Consider the following 14,518-nt stretch of genomic DNA (forward strand, 5'->3'; position numbering starts at 1 on the left):
CAAAGATGCCATCGCTGAGCTTGCGGATAAATCTCGATCCCGACGGGCGGATCGGTCCGGGCAAGATCGAGCTTCTGGAGCAGATCGCCACCTTCGGCTCGATCTCGGCCGCCGCGCGCGGCATGGAGATGTCCTACAAGCACGCCTGGGATCTGGTGGAGGACATGAACCGGGTGTTCGGCAAGCCGCTGGTCGCCGCGCAGACCGGAGGCCGCAAGGGCGGCGGCGCGCAGCTGACGGCCATTGGCCTGGCGGTGGTCAGCCGTTTCCGCGCCATCGAACGTGCGGCCACTGCGGCAGCGGCGACGCATATGGATGCGCTGCAGGCGGAGATCGATGCGGGCTGAGAGGCGGGGGCGGTAGGGCAGTAGGGATTGCGGCCCAACTCTTCGCCGTCGGAGATTTTCGTTTCCAAATCTGCCTTAACGCGCGTCTAAGTTAGAATTTCACTGCCTACTGCCTATTCTTCCGGCTTGCGCAGCAGATAGGTGTCCATGATCCAGCCCTTTTGCCGGCGGGCTTGCTCGCGGACCTTTTCGATCTCGGCGCCGACATCGCCGAGGCGACCGGAGACGATGATCTCGTCCGGCGTGCCGAGATAGGCGCCCCAATGGATGATGACATCCGGGTCGGCGACTGTGTTGAAGGCGCATTTGCCGTCCAGCATGACGACTGTGCTGCCGGCATTGCTGGCCAGACCTTCTTCGGTCAGCCTGCGGCCGGTGGTGACCAGGAACGAATCGCCGATGCGGTTCAGTGCCATTTTGTGGCTGGCGGCAAGCGCCTGGATGGCGGTGATGCCGGGGATGACCTCCAGTTCGAAGGCGACATTGTTCCTGAGGCGCACGCGTTCGAGGATGCGCAACGCGCTGTCGTAAAGCGAGGGATCGCCCCAGATCAGGAAGGCGCCGCAGCCATCCTTGGCGATCTCGTCGCGGATCAGGGCTTCGTAGATGGCAGCGATGGCTTCGTGCCAGTCGTCGACGGTCGAGCGGTAGGAAGACGTCGGTTCGGCGCGGACCGGCACGCCGAATTCGACGCGGCGCGATTTCGGGTTGCTGACGAAGCGGTCGCAGATCTCGCGCCGCAATTCGGCAAGGTCGTTCTTCTTGGCGCCCTTGTCGGGGATGAACAGCACATCGGCGCGGTTCAAGCCCGATATGGCCTGAACCGTCATGTGGTCGGGGTTGCCGGCGCCGATGCCGATGACGAGAAGCTTGCGCATGGGCCGAACTCCTGCCCGATCGGAAGCTGTTAGTCCAGACCGCCGGCATGTCCAGGCCGGTGTGGCGTAGCCGCGCAAGTGGAAGGGCTTTGAAACGCCGCATTGAAACGGCTAGGGTCGTCGGGGCATTCTTGCCGAGGGGGCTTCGATGTTGCGATATGTTCTGACTGCGGCGCTGGCGCTTTCGGCGGCACCCGCATTGGCCAACGATTCGGTTGCCGAGCTTGGCACAGGCGGCTTGATCCTGTCGCGCAGCGATGCGGTCGCGATGCAAAGCGAGGATCTCTTCATCTCGCCCGACAAGGTCACGGTCGACTACGTCTTTCACAACAACACCGACAAGGATGTCGACGCGATCGTCGCCTTCCCGATGCCCGATATTTCGGGCGACCCCGAAGAAATGCCGGCCATCCCCGAAAACCAAAGCGACAATTTCCTCGGCTTCGAGGTGACGATTGATGGTGTCGCGGCAAAGCCTCAACTCGAGCAGAAGGTGTTCGCGCTCGGCATCGACATCGGTGCCGATCTCAAGGCGCAGAATGTGCCGTTCAACCCGTTCGGCGATGCGGCCAAGGCGGCATTGGCGAAGCTGCCGCAAGCGGTGGCCGAGGACTGGGTCAACCGCGGCATCATCATCGAGGACACCGCCGATGACGGCAGCGGCATGAAATCCTCCTATGCGCCGTTCTGGCAATTGCGCTCGACCTACTGGTGGCGCTCGACCTTTCCGGCCAACAAGGACGTTCACGTTTCCCATCGCTACAAGCCGAGCGTCGGCGGCACGTCGTCGGTCAGCTTCTTCTATGACGGCCAGTTCCAGGGGCAATATGCGACATACAAGGCCCGCTACTGCATGGACGACACGTTCGAGAACGCGGTGCGCAAGGCGGCGAAGGACAATCCGGAAGGCTATCCCAAATATTATGAAAGCCGCATCGCCTATATACTGACCACCGGCGGCAACTGGGCGGCGGGCACCATCGGTAAGTTCAAGCTGACCATCGACAAGGGCAATCCGAAAGACTTGGTCTCGTTCTGCGGCGACAATGTCAAAAAGGTCGGGCCGACGAGTTTCGAGATGACCGCGAACGATTTTTACCCAGAGCACGACATCGATATCCTGCTGCTCGAACCGTCGGACAGCAACGGCGGGGACGCGAACTGATGCATGTGGCAATCTACGTCGCCATTGCCGAGAACGGCGTGATCGGGCGGGATGGCGGACTGCCATGGCGGCTCTCCACCGATCTCAAGCGCTTCAAGGCCGACACGATGGGCAAGCCCATCATCATGGGCCGCAAAACCTATGAAGGCATAGGCCGTCCGCTGCCGGGCCGGCTCAACATCGTCGTCACCCGCGACAAGAGCTGGCGCGCCGAGGGCGTCGAGGTGGCGCATACGCTGGAGGCCGCGATTCAGCTGGCAACGGTGCGCGCGCGCTGCATGGCCGGCGTCGACGAGGCCTGCGTGATCGGCGGCGGTCAGATCTATGCCCAGGCGCTGCCGCTGGCTGACCGGCTGCACGTCACCCATGTGCTGGCCGCCGTCGACGGCGACGCGCATTTCCCGCCGATCGACGCCGAGACATGGCGCGTGGTCAGTTCGCAGGGGGTTCCGGGCGGGGAAAAGGACAGCCACGCAACACGCTATTCGGTTTATGAGCGCCGCCGCCCGATACTTTGATAGACAAAAAGTGCATTGAAGGACGACAAAGGGTCGCTACCGGCCCAAAACGGATGATGTCGGCGGCGCATCGCGTTGAAAGCGTGCTGTGGCGTCCCTATAGAAGAACAACACTGGATTTGCGCCGTAACTCCGGCGCTTGAGGGAATTCCAAGCGAAAGGACGTTCATGCCCTGGAACGACAAGAGTGGCGGAGGCGGCGGCCCGTGGGGCGGCGGCGGTAACAATCAGGGGCCCTGGGGGCAGGGGCCCAAGGGGCCAAGCGGCCCACAGGGCTCGCCCCCGGACCTCGAAGACATTATCCGCCGCGGCCAGGACCGGCTGCGGCGCGCTCTGCCCGGCGGCGGTGGCGCCAGTCCGGCAGTGTTCGGGCTGATTGCCGCGGTGCTGGTCGTTCTGTGGGCATTCCAGGCGGTCTATACGGTGCAGCCCGACGAGGTCGCCGTCGAATTGCGTTTCGGCAAGCCGAAGCCCGAACTCTCACAACCTGGCCTGCATTTCCATTGGTGGCCGCTTGAAACCGTCGAGACGGCCAAGATTTCCGAGCAGCTCGTCGACATTGGCGGCGGCAACACCAGCGGCAACGGCCTGATGCTGTCGGGCGACCAGAACATCGTCAACGTGCAGTTTTCGGTGGCCTACCAGGTCTCCGATCCCCGGGCCTATCTGTTCGACGTCTCGGATCCGGACGGCATGCTGCGGCAGGTTGCCGAAAGCGCCATGCGCGAAGCCGTCGGCCGCCGGCCGGCACAGGATATCTTCCGCGACGACCGCCAGGGCATAGCGGCGTCGGTGCGAGAAATCATCCAGTCGACGCTGGACGGCTACAAGGCCGGTCTCAACGTCAACGCCGTATCGATCGAGGATGCAGCGCCGCCACGCGAAGTGGCCGATGCGTTCGACGAGGTGCAGCGTGCCGAGCAGGACGAGGACAAGTTCGTCGAGCAGGCCAACCAGTATTCCAACCAGAAGCTCGGCCAGGCGCGCGGCCAGGCGGCACAGATCCGCGAAGACGCGGCCGCCTACAAGAACCGTGTGGTGCAGGAAGCCGAAGGTGAGGCCCAGCGCTTCATCTCGGTCTATGACGAGTACGCCAAGGCGCCGGATGTAACCCGCAAGCGTCTCTATCTGGAAACCATGGAGAGGGTTCTGAAGGACTCGAGCAAGGTCATCGTCGAGCAGGGCAACGGACAAGGTGTCGTGCCCTATCTGCCGTTGCCGGCATTGCAGGCGAAACCGCCGGCTCCGGCCGCGCCTGCCGCGAACACGGGAGGTACACAGTGATGGCCAACCGTCTTCCCATTTTCGTCGTCATCGCGGCGGTCGTGCTTTTCCTGATCTATTCCTCGGTCTTCGTGGTCAATGCGCGCCAGCAGGCGCTGGTGTTGAGGTTCGGCGAGATCGTCGACGTCAAGACCGAGCCCGGCATCTATTTCAAGGCGCCGTTCTCGTTCTTCGACGCCGATACGGTGCAACTGATCGAGAACAGGGTGCTGCGCTTCGACCTCGACAACATCCGCGTCCAGGTGTCGGGCGGCAAGTTCTATGAGGTCGATGCCTTCATCGCCTATCGCATCTCGGATCCGCGCGTCTTCCGTGCCGCCGTGTCCGGTCAGATCGAATTGGCCGAGGCGCGGCTGAGGACGCGTCTCGACGCTGCCTTGCGCCGCGTCTACGGCCTGCGCGACTTCGAGGCGGCACTCTCGGAACAGCGTGCCGTGATGATGCGTGAGGTGCGCGATCAACTCCGGCCCGACGCCACCTCGCTCGGCCTGCAGATCGAGGATGTCCGCATCCGCCGCACCGACCTCACGGCCGAGGTTTCACAGCAGACCTACGATCGCATGAAGGCGGAACGTCTGGCCGAGGCCGCCCGGCTCAGGGCACGCGGCAACGAGGCGGCACAGCGCATTACGGCGCGCGCCGATCGTGAAGTGGTCGAGATCGTTGCCGAAGCGCAGAAGGAATCCGAGATCCTGCGCGGCGAGGGCGAAGCCCAGCGCAGCGCTACCTTCGCGGACGCCTACAAGCGCGACCCGGCCTTCTTCGACTTCTACCGGTCGATGAATGCCTACGGCACGGCGCTGGACAACACCGGGACGACCATGGTGCTGTCGCCGAGTTCGGAGTTCTTCCGCTACTTCCGCGATCCCGATAGCAAGGAAGGGCCGGCGAAACCGGCGGCACCCGCCGCACCGGCAACGGCGCCCGCCGCGCCGACGACACAACCCAGCACCGGCCAGAAATAGCGGGTGCAGGACTTTTTCGCGGCGATAGGCCTGGTCCTCGTCATAGAGGGCCTGGTCTATGGCGGCTTTCCCGGCTTCGCGCGGAAGCTGGCCGGCGAGGTGCTGTCGATGCCGGAGAACGCATTGCGGATCGCCGGGCTGGTCGCGATCGCCATCGGTGTCGGCATCGTCTGGCTGGTGCGGGGCGGATGAGATGGCCGTTATTCGTCCGCGGCAAAACGGAGGATTAATCCTCTGCCGATAGTCGTAGCCGCAAACGTGCCGTATTTTTTGCCAACATAGCGCAACGCGGTGTTTTCGCCGTTGCGCTTTCTCTTTCAGAAAGACCGGGAGGCTTCTCGATGACATCCACACTCCTTTTGCGCGCGGCGCGGCGGACCTTCATCGCCGGCACGGCAGCGCTGCTCGTCGGCACCGTCGCCGTCCCGTCCTTCGTGGCGCCGACCTTCGCGGCCGATGGGCCTGCTTCGGTGGCTGACCTGGCGCAGGGCGTGCTCGGCGCGGTGGTCAACATCTCGACTTCGCAGACGGTGAAGGGCACGGAGGGGCCAGGCGCGGTGCCGATGCCGCAGCTTCCCGAGGGCTCGCCGTTCCAGGATTTCTTCGACGATTTCTTCAAGAACCGCGGCGGCGACAAGGACAATAGCGCGCAGAAAGTGCAGTCGCTGGGATCCGGTTTCGTCATCGACGCCGAGCAAGGCATCGTCGTCACCAACAATCACGTGATCGCCGACGCCGACGACATCGAGGTCAACTTCTCCGATGGCGTGACGCTGAAGGCGACGCTGGTCGGTACCGACACCAAGACCGACGTCGCGGTGCTGAAGGTCGATCCGAAAGGCCACAAGCTGACCGCGGTGAAGTTCGGCGATTCCACCAAGATGCGCGTCGGCGACTGGGTGATGGCTGTCGGCAATCCGTTCGGCCTCGGCGGCACGGTGACGGTCGGCATCGTGTCGGCGCGCAACCGCGACATCAATTCCGGTCCCTATGACGATTTCATCCAGACCGACGCGGCGATCAATCGCGGCAATTCGGGCGGACCGCTGTTCAACAGCGCCGGCGAAGTCATCGGCATCAACACCGCGATCATTTCGCCGTCCGGTGGCTCGATCGGCATCGGCTTCTCCATTCCCTCGCAGCTTGCCGCGGGCGTCGTCGACCAGTTGCGTCAGTTTGGCGAGACGCGGCGCGGGTGGCTCGGCGTGCGCATCCAGCCGGTGACGGACGACATCGCCGAAAGCCTCGGCATGGCGACCGCCAAGGGCGCGCTGGTCGCCGGCGTCATCAAGGGCGGCCCGGTCGACAACGGCACCATCCAGGCCGGTGACGTCATTATCAAGTTCGACGGCAAGGACATCCATGAAATGCGCGACCTGCCGCGCGTCGTCGCCGAAAGCCCCGTCGGCAAGGCCGTCGACGTGCTGATCGTGCGCAAGGGCGTCGAGCAGACGGTGAAGGTGACGCTTGGCCGGCTCGAGGATGGCGAGAAGCTTGCCAGCGGCGAGAACGGCAACACCGACCAGGACAAGGGCAACAAGGCTCCGGCCGTTTCGACCGCCTCGGTGCTCGGCATGACCGTCGGCGAACTCAATGACGAGACGCGCAAGAAGTTCAGCATCGCCGCCGATGTCTCCGGCGTCGTCATCACCGACGTGGCCAAGGATTCGGCCGCCGCCGAACGCGGCATACAGCCGGGCGAGGTGATTACCGAGATCGCGCAGGAATCGGTCGCCACGCCCAAGGACGTCATGGACCGGATCGGCGCGCTGAAGGAGCAGGGTCGCAAGAACGCGCTCCTGATGCTGGCGTCGAAGACCGGCGAGTTGCGCTTCGTGACGATCCGGATGGATTGAGATTTCAATCCGGCGATTTTCAAAAAGGCGGATAGAGCATTTCACACGGAAACGGTGAAATGCTCTATGCTTTTGTTTTGAAGCAATTCCCAAGGGAAAGCGCTATGCGCTTTTCCCGGGAAAACCGCTTCGCACTTTTCCTGGAATTGCTCTAACCGGCCGCCTTTTTTCTTGCCTGCCAGTCCTCGCGTGAAAGCCTGTAGAGCACATGCCGCTTGAGCTTTGGATGGCTGTCGGGAATGCCGGGATGGTCGAAGTCGGCCGCCGGATCGGCTGTCATGCCGAGGCGTTTCATGACGGCGGTCGAGCGGTGGTTTCCCGCGACCGCGAAGGAGACGATCTCTTCGACGGCCAATGTTTCGAAACCGTAAGCCAGCCAGGCTTGCGACGCCTCGGTGACATAGCCCTGCCCCAGAATTCGGGCGCCAGCCGCCAGCCGATCTCGATGGTGCCGGCGGGCAGGACGTCGATATCCTCTGTTCCAGACAGGCCGACAAAACCGATGCACTCGCCCGTGGCGGCAATCTCGGCCGCGGCGAAGCCATAGCCGTCCTCATCGATCCATGCGCGGACCTCGTCCATCTTGGCGTCCGCGGCGGCACGGTCACGACGGAACGGGAAGAATTCCATGACGCGCTCGTCGGAATTGATGCGATGGAAGAGCTCGCGGTCACGCTCTTCCCAATTGCGCAGGATGAGGCGTTCGGTGCGCATGGGTTTCATTGGACGAACTCTTCCTGGCGATAGCCCTGCAGATAGAGCAATGCGGTGAGGTCGCCATGGTCGATGCGAACCTTGGCCTGCGCCGCCACGGTCGGCTTGGCATGCAGCGCGACGCCGGTGCCGGCGAGGCGGATCATGTCGAGGTCGTTGGCGCCATCGCCGACGGCGATGGCGTCGGCCGGCGTCAGGCCAAGGCGTGCGGATATTTCGAGCAGCGCGTCGGCCTTTGCGGCGCGGCCGAGGATCGGCTCGCCGACCAGGCCAGTAAAGCGCCCATCCTGTTCGAGCAGGCGGTTGGCGCGGTTCTCCTGAAAGCCGAGCATGGCCGCGATGCGGGTCGTGAACACTTCGAAGCCGCCCGAGACGAGCGCCGCCCAGGCGCCATTAGCAAGCATGGTCTGCACCAGCGCGCGGCCGCCCGAGGCCAATGTCAGCCGATTGGCGACGATGCGGTCGACGATGGCGGCTTCGAGCCCCTTCAACAGCGCGACGCGTTCGCGCAGGGCCGGCTCGAAGGCGATCTCGCCGTTCATCGATCGCGCGGTGATCGCCGCGACGTGCTCCTTGAGGCCGATCTCGTCGGCCAGCTCGTCGATGCACTCCTGGTCGATCATGGTCGAATCCATGTCGGCGATGAGGATTTTCTTGCGGCGCGTTTCGGCCTGTTGGACGATCACGTCGACCGGTTCCGCGGCCAATGCGGCACGCAGGGCAGCCGTGGTATTGGCGGTGTCGGCCGCTTGCGGCAGGGCTAGATCGCAGGCGATGCCTTCGGCCAGCCAGACGACAGTGCTTGCGCCCACCGACCGCGAGGCCATATTCGCAAGCGACGGCGATAGTGCGCGGTCAGCGGGACGGGAAACAAGCGTGGCAATGAGCGGCATCGAGAATTCCGGCACGGATGCGGGCGAAGGTCGCGTGAAGAACGCGATCCTGATAGCCGGGCCGACCGCCAGCGGCAAGTCGGCATTGGCGCTCGACCTGGCCGAACGCGCAGGCGGCGTCATCGTCAACACCGATTCCATGCAAGGCTATTCGGTGCTCGACGTGCTGACCGCCCGCCCGGAGCCGGCCGACCTCGCACGCGTGCCGCATTTTCTGTACGGCCACGTCCATCCCGCGACCGCCTATTCGACGGGCGCGTGGCTGCGCGACGTGATGAAACTCATCGACGATGGCGAACTGTCGCGGCGGCCGGTCTTCGTCGGCGGCACCGGCCTCTATTTTCGCGCGCTGGCCGAGGGTATTTCGGAAATGCCTGACATTCCGCCGCGCATCCGCGACCGCTGGCGCTACGAGCTGAAGGAGCAAGGCGCGGTCAAGCTGCACGGCCTGCTGCTGCGCGAGGATTCGAGAGCCGCCATGCAGCTCAAGCCAACTGACAGCCAGCGCATCGTGCGGGCGCTCGAAGTGCTCGACGCCTCCGGCCGATCGATCCTGGAATGGCAGGCCGAGCGCGGCCGGCCGCTCATCGACAGGCAGACGGCGCGTTTCCTGGTCATCGAGCCGGAGCGGGCCGCGCTGGTCGATCGCATCGAGAGGCGCTTCGACCAGATGCTAGACAAGGGCGCGCTGGAGGAAGTCAGGCAGCTTGCGGCCCTTCGCCTTGATCCGGATCTGCCGGCAATGAAGGCGATCGGCGTTCGCGACCTGCAGGCGGCGATGGCTGGAGAGTTGAGCTTTGCCGAAGCAATCGAGCGCGCCAAGATTGCAACCCGACAATACGCCAAGCGGCAGGCGACCTGGTTTCGCCACCAGCTGGGGCCGGAATGGCAGAGATTGCGCCCCGGTGACAATCTCGAAACCACGATCCAAACACTTGTTGCTAATGCAACTTAAAAAGTTGACCATGACGGAAGGGTTCGCGCCGAAGTTGCCGGGATTAACGCTCCGTAAGGCGGTCCGTGCCATAAGGTCGATGGGCACTTTTCCATTGGGGAGCAGATGCGTTTCCATAAGGCGGAATCCGCTTTTTTCGTCTTTATTTTCGTGATCCTGGCCGCTGGCCTGGTGACGCTGCATGCCTATGGGCTCTTGCAATCCTTCGCCACGGAACTCCATACGCAGTCGGGTCTGGACAAGGTCATCTACCTCAACAAGCTGTTGTTCGCGACCGGGGTGCTGCTTGCGACCGCGCTGTTTTTCGGCATCTTCTTCATCTATCCGCTGATCCGCAAACAGGCGACGGAAGAAGGCAAGCTGCGCGCCATGACGGTTTCGCTCAGCGCTCGCTCCGAAACGCTCGAGCACGCCGCGCTGACGGACAGCCTGACCGGCATGCAGAACCGACGCTATTTCGACGATGCGCTTAAGGAATATCTCGAGGAGTTCCGCCGCATCGAAAAGCCGGTCGGGCTGATGATCCTCGATCTCGACCATTTCAAGCAGGTCAACGACACGCACGGCCACGATGTCGGCGACGAGGTCCTCAGGGCCGTCGCCAGTTGCCTCAAGGACATGACACGTTTCCACGACGTGGTGGCACGGCTGGGCGGCGAGGAGTTTGCCGTGGTCACGCCCAACATGGAGGCGGAGTTGCTGGCCAAGTTCGCCGAGCGCATCCGCAAGGCGGTAGCCAACATGTCGATCCTTTCGGGCAACGTCCGGCTCAAGATCACCACCAGCGTCGGCCTTGCCGTCTGGGACCGCAAGGAAACGGCCGAGGAGTTCTACCGCCGCGCCGACCGCCAGCTCTATGAGGCGAAGAGGCAGGGCCGCAACCGCGTCTGCGCCTAAAATCCCGAAGAAGAATTCATGAGGCCGGTTGCCTGACGCGGCTTTCTCGACTTCCGGTGCTCACGGACTGAATGTCCGCTCCGCTCCGGCTTCTCGAAAACCGCGCCATTCAATCCGGCCTGATGAATTCCCTTTCGGGATTTACCCAAGCTGGTTCGACGTCGAGCCTTTCGAAGCTGGTGCCGCTCTTCGTCAGAAAGTTGCAGGCTCAGTCGTTCTGGGGGCGCAGGCCGAAGGTGGCGGGCTTCAGGCCGTAGCGCATGTCGAAATCGTCGTCCGCTTGCGCGCGGCCGGTTGCCGGCTTGCGGTAATCGGGATCGCCGGCCTGGCGGCCGGAATCGACCACTTCGGCGAAGGCCATCGCCTGCGGCGTCGGTTTCGGCACGTTGCGCAGCCGCTCGACGATCGCCACCAGGTCGACATCATCGCCGGCCTTTGGCGACTCGATCTGTTCGCGCTTGGCCGCGCCGGGAAGCAGGTGGCTGGGCAGTCTTTCGAATTTCAGCCGCATGGTCGTCGCCACGCCTTCGCCGAAGGCGATGGCTTCGCGCTGTCCCATGGACGACAGGAAGGCAAGCGTGGAGGCGGAGGAGTCGGCGATGGCCGAGCGGATGATCGCCTGGTCCTGCTCGTTGGCGAGCCGCATGGCGAAGAAGGTCGAACATTGCGACAGGATGGTCGGGTCAAGCTCGCCGGGGCGCTGCGTGACGACGCCGAGATAGCAGCCATATTTGCGGCCTTCCTTGGCGATGCGCGACAGCGCGTGCCTGGTCGGCGCGAAGCCGAGACGCGGATCGGCCGGCATATAGCGATGCGCTTCCTCGCACAGCAATAGCAGCTGCAGCTTGCCCTCGCTCCACAGAGCGAGGTCGAAGGCCAGGCGCGCCAGCACCGAACAGACGGAGTTGACCACTTCGGAAGGCATGCCGGCCATCTCGAAGCAGGTCACCGGCCGGCCGTGATGCGGCACGCGGAAGATGTTGCCGATCGTCTCGTGGATGGTGTCCTCGATCAGGCGCGAACTGAACATGAAGCGATAACGCGGATCGGCGGACGCCGATTCGATGCGCGTCTTCAGCGATTTGAGCGTCGGGCGCTCGTTCTTGCTTTCGAGCATGCCCATGCGCTCGTCGATCTGCTTGAGCAGATCGGCGATGCGGTAAGGCACCGGCGTATCGGCGGTCAGGGCATCGTTGCCGCGCCTGATATAGGCGCCTGAATTCGGGTTGCGGTAGAGGCTCTTGGCCAGCGGAATGAGGTCGCGCAGCGCGTCGATCTCTTCCGGCACCGTTTCACGGCCGCGAAACAGCACCTCGGCGAATTCCTCGAGCCTGAACATCCAGAACGGCAGGTCGAGCGTCTTGGAATCGACCTTGACGCAATATTCCGGCAGCGATGCCGCGAATTCATTGTGCGGGTCGAGGATCAGGATGCGCAGATCAGGCCGCGCCGCGATCGATTTGCGCAGCAGCAGCGAGACGGCGGTGGACTTGCCGACGCCGGTAGTGCCGACAATGGCGAAATGGCGCGCCAGCGTGTCGTCGATGGCGATGTTGGCGGCGATCGCCTCGTCCTGTGACAGCGAACCGATGGTGATGGAATGGCGGCCGGCGAGATCGTAGACGGCCTGCAGGTCGCGGCTGCGGATGCGGTGCGCGACCGCGCCGATATGCGGATAGGTAGTGATGCCGCGGTCGAAGATCGGCTTGGCGCCGGGCTCGGCACCATCGCGCACTTCGCCGATCAACTCGATGCTGACCTCGATGGCGTTCTGGCCTTCATTGCTCCAGGCGCGGTCCGACTTGCCGATGCCATAGACCAGGCCAACTGTTCGCGTCGTGCCCAAATTGATGGAGATCATCTTGCCGACCGTCCAAAGGCCGGTCACCGCGCCGTCGACGTCATCGGCATAGGCGGCGATCGTGGCGCGCGCGCCGTCGCATTGCACGACATTGCCCAGAATGCGCCGGTCGTTCTGCTCTGCGTTGCGGCGCTCCTGCGATGTCGGTTCTCCGACGGAAGCTTCGCGTTCGACATACATGGATAGGCCAATCCCCATTTCCCTTGACATCAGACCCTACTGGAATGGGGTTAAGGCCGGATGAGGTCGGATGGTGTAGAGAGGATTAAGCGCCTGGCGAAAATTGTCGCGAAATGGCTCTTCACCAATCCTTGTCTTTCGCTATAATGGACGAATGGATGATATAGCGAACGATATTTCTTCGACCATCGGCAGGCGGATCCATGCCGAGAGGGTCGTGCGGGACTGGTCGCTTGCCGAGCTTGCCGAGCGGTCCGGTGTTTCCAAGGCGATGCTGAGCACGATCGAGCGCGGCATGACCAGCCCGACGGCGGCCCTTCTGGTGCGCATCGCGGCGGCTTTCGGCATGACGCTGTCGACCCTCATTGCGCGCGCGGAATTGCAAGGCGGCGGGTTGCTGCGCGAGGCCGATCAGCCGGTGTGGCGCGATCCCGATACAGGCTATGTCAGGCGGCATCTGTCACCGGCCGGCGACATGCCGCTCGAACTGATCAAGGTGCATCTGCCGCCTGGCGCCAGGGTCAGTCTGCCGGCGGCTTCCTACGCCTTCATCAAGCAGCAGATCTGGCTGATTTCCGGACGGCTCGAATTCACCGAGGGCGATGTGGTGCACAAGCTCGAACCCGGCGACTGCCTGGCGCTCGGCGCGCCGTCGGACTGCACCTTCCATGCCCTGGAGGCGGGCGCCGACTATCTCGTCGCGCTGGTCAGGGGCTGAGATCATGGCGAGACGGCCAAAGCGCTCCCACAATGGGGGGCCGCCTCTTGATGAGTATAAGGGGCCGCCCTGGGGCAAGGGCGATCCCTACATTTTCCTGGCCTGGCAGGCCGCGCACGCCAAGGCATGGAAGGCGCCGAGCCGTGAAGTCATGCTGATGCGCATGGACAAGGCCGAGCGGCTGGGCCTGACCTATGAGGAATACACGCTCGAGATCCTCGAGCGTGGACGGCATCTCCGGGAAGAAGACTCCGAGCGCATCAGCGCCATCAAGGCCGCGCGCAAGCGGCGCCGCGTGCGCCATCTCGATTGACGCCGACATGGCGGGCTGACCGGCATGTTGATTTGCTGGGAGCGTGTCGGCGCCACATCGCGCCAGACGGTGCCGGTCACGCCGGGGGCTTTCTGGACAGGTGCCCCAGCAGCCACTGGCGGAATTCCTGTTCGGCACTGGTCAGGCGCGCGGTCGATGCGCTGGTCAGAAAATGACCTGAGCTGCTGGAGAGCTCGAAATCGGAAAGCGGCACCAGGCTCCTGTTCCTGAGCGCTGCGTCGACAAGCGGCCGCGACCCCAGCAGCACGCCGGCGCCGGCGCTCGCCGCTTCCATCGCCGCGACGAAACTGTCGAAGCGATGCGATCGCTGGGGGTGGCCGGCCAGTCCAGCAGCCGTGAACCATTCCGCCCACATTTCGCGCGCGCCAGCGACCAGAAGCAGCGGCAGAGCTGTCCAGTCGGCGCCACCTGCGAGGGTCGGACTTGCCACCGGCACAAGCCGCTCGGCAGTCAGCCTGTCGGCCTCGCGTCCGGGAAAGGAGCCGTTGCCGAAACGGATGTCGAGCGCGGAGCCCGGCAAATCATAGTCGGTTGGCCGATGGATCGTGACCAGATCGAGCTGGATGCGCGGCAGCGCCTGGGCGAGATCGGGCAGCGCCGGGACCAGTATCAGCAAGGCGAAGGAGATCGGCACCCGGATCGAGACGGTCTGGACAGCGCGCGGCTCGAACAGTTCCGTCGTGCTGCTGGAGATGGTGGCGAAGGCCGACTGGATGTGCGGCAGATAGGCGGCGCCCTCCGGCGACAGCGCGACGCCGCGCGCCAGCCGCGAGAACAGGCGCGCCTTCAACCGCTCCTCGAGAAGGCGGATATGTTGGCTGACGGCCGCCTGGGTCAGGCCGAGTTCGGCCGCGGCCGCCGTGAAGTTCGACAGCCGCGCCGCGGCCTCGAAACTGCGCAGCCAGTCGAGGGGAGGGAGAGGGGGAATGGGTTTCCGAGGCATTATAAATTTG

Annotated in this window: 15 protein-coding genes and 1 pseudogene; 11 read left to right on the top strand and 5 right to left on the bottom strand. The window is 63.9% G+C overall.

Annotation, left to right across the window (positions count from 1 at the left end; translation table 11 throughout):
- The first annotated feature begins 5 nt into the window (after positions 1-5).
- Positions 6-347, top strand: coding sequence for a winged helix-turn-helix domain-containing protein (locus FJV83_RS11380; protein WP_010910183.1), 342 nt, complete (start codon positions 6-8; stop codon positions 345-347).
- Between the two features lie 113 nt (positions 348-460).
- On the opposite strand, the gene cobF is transcribed toward FJV83_RS11380, so the two are convergent.
- Positions 461-1,225: a precorrin-6A synthase (deacetylating) gene (gene cobF, locus FJV83_RS11385; RefSeq protein ID WP_095774003.1), complete on the bottom strand. Its 765-nt coding sequence runs from the start codon at positions 1,223-1,225 to the stop codon at positions 461-463.
- A 148-nt stretch (positions 1,226-1,373) separates the two neighbouring features.
- Between cobF and FJV83_RS11390 the strand changes: the two genes are divergently transcribed.
- The 6 genes from FJV83_RS11390 (at position 1,374) to FJV83_RS11415 (ending at position 7,013) form a co-directional block, all read left to right on the top strand.
- Positions 1,374-2,390 (top strand): DUF4424 domain-containing protein, encoded by a 1,017-nt coding sequence (locus FJV83_RS11390; protein WP_142885164.1) that lies wholly within the window; start codon positions 1,374-1,376, stop codon positions 2,388-2,390.
- Positions 2,390-2,908 (top strand): dihydrofolate reductase, encoded by a 519-nt coding sequence (locus FJV83_RS11395; RefSeq protein WP_142885165.1) that lies wholly within the window; start codon positions 2,390-2,392, stop codon positions 2,906-2,908. The genes FJV83_RS11390 and FJV83_RS11395 overlap by 1 nt, the downstream gene beginning before the upstream one ends.
- A 168-nt stretch (positions 2,909-3,076) precedes the next feature.
- Positions 3,077-4,192 carry an FtsH protease activity modulator HflK gene (gene hflK, locus FJV83_RS11400; RefSeq protein WP_095790842.1) on the top strand — a complete coding sequence of 372 codons (1,116 nt, stop codon included), beginning with the start codon at positions 3,077-3,079 and terminating at the stop codon, positions 4,190-4,192.
- The gene (locus FJV83_RS11405) at positions 4,192-5,157 is read left to right on the top strand and encodes a protease modulator HflC (protein ID WP_095773077.1); all 966 of its coding nucleotides are present in this window, start codon (positions 4,192-4,194) and stop codon (positions 5,155-5,157) included. The genes hflK and FJV83_RS11405 overlap by 1 nt, the downstream gene beginning before the upstream one ends.
- Positions 5,158-5,160: 3 nt before the next feature.
- The gene (locus tag FJV83_RS11410) at positions 5,161-5,349 is read left to right on the top strand and encodes a DUF2065 domain-containing protein (protein ID WP_056573074.1); all 189 of its coding nucleotides are present in this window, start codon (positions 5,161-5,163) and stop codon (positions 5,347-5,349) included.
- Between the two features lie 149 nt (positions 5,350-5,498).
- The gene (locus FJV83_RS11415) at positions 5,499-7,013 is read left to right on the top strand and encodes a DegQ family serine endoprotease (RefSeq protein WP_095773076.1); all 1,515 of its coding nucleotides are present in this window, start codon (positions 5,499-5,501) and stop codon (positions 7,011-7,013) included.
- A 151-nt stretch (positions 7,014-7,164) separates the two neighbouring features.
- On the opposite strand, the pseudogene FJV83_RS11420 reads toward FJV83_RS11415, so the two are convergent.
- Both FJV83_RS11420 and serB read right to left on the bottom strand, forming a co-directional pair.
- A pseudogene (locus FJV83_RS11420) lies at positions 7,165-7,736 on the bottom strand (GNAT family N-acetyltransferase).
- On the bottom strand, positions 7,733-8,620 hold the full coding sequence (gene serB, locus FJV83_RS11425) for a phosphoserine phosphatase SerB (RefSeq protein WP_142885167.1): 888 nt from the start codon (positions 8,618-8,620) through the stop codon (positions 7,733-7,735). The pseudogene FJV83_RS11420 and the gene serB overlap by 4 nt, the downstream one beginning before the upstream one ends.
- Here serB and miaA point away from each other — a divergent pair.
- Positions 8,610-9,575, top strand: coding sequence for a tRNA (adenosine(37)-N6)-dimethylallyltransferase MiaA (gene miaA / locus FJV83_RS11430; protein ID WP_142885169.1), 966 nt, complete (start codon positions 8,610-8,612; stop codon positions 9,573-9,575). The two genes, serB and miaA, sit on opposite strands and share 11 nt — an antisense overlap.
- A gap of 105 nt (positions 9,576-9,680) precedes the next feature.
- The gene (locus FJV83_RS11435) at positions 9,681-10,472 is read left to right on the top strand and encodes a GGDEF domain-containing protein (RefSeq protein WP_095787796.1); all 792 of its coding nucleotides are present in this window, start codon (positions 9,681-9,683) and stop codon (positions 10,470-10,472) included.
- Between the two features lie 208 nt (positions 10,473-10,680).
- Here FJV83_RS11435 and FJV83_RS11440 read toward each other — a convergent pair whose 3' ends face one another.
- The gene (locus FJV83_RS11440) at positions 10,681-12,513 is read right to left on the bottom strand and encodes an ATP-binding protein (RefSeq protein WP_142885171.1); all 1,833 of its coding nucleotides are present in this window, start codon (positions 12,511-12,513) and stop codon (positions 10,681-10,683) included.
- A gap of 154 nt (positions 12,514-12,667) precedes the next feature.
- Here FJV83_RS11440 and FJV83_RS11445 point away from each other — a divergent pair, with 154 nt between their 5' ends.
- Both FJV83_RS11445 and FJV83_RS11450 read left to right on the top strand, forming a co-directional pair.
- Positions 12,668-13,231, top strand: a complete 564-nt coding sequence (locus FJV83_RS11445; RefSeq protein ID WP_142885173.1) for an XRE family transcriptional regulator — start codon at positions 12,668-12,670, stop codon at positions 13,229-13,231.
- Between the two features lie 4 nt (positions 13,232-13,235).
- Entirely contained in the window at positions 13,236-13,544 is a 309-nt protein-coding gene (locus FJV83_RS11450) for a hypothetical protein (protein WP_095787799.1), read from the top strand.
- A gap of 76 nt (positions 13,545-13,620) precedes the next feature.
- Here FJV83_RS11450 and FJV83_RS11455 read toward each other — a convergent pair whose 3' ends face one another.
- Entirely contained in the window at positions 13,621-14,508 is an 888-nt protein-coding gene (locus tag FJV83_RS11455) for a LysR substrate-binding domain-containing protein (protein WP_095787800.1), read from the bottom strand.
- Positions 14,509-14,518: the final 10 nt, after the last annotated feature.

Origin of the sequence: Mesorhizobium sp. WSM4307 (assembly GCF_007003945.1) — a bacterium.
GTDB lineage: Bacteria > Pseudomonadota > Alphaproteobacteria > Rhizobiales > Rhizobiaceae > Mesorhizobium.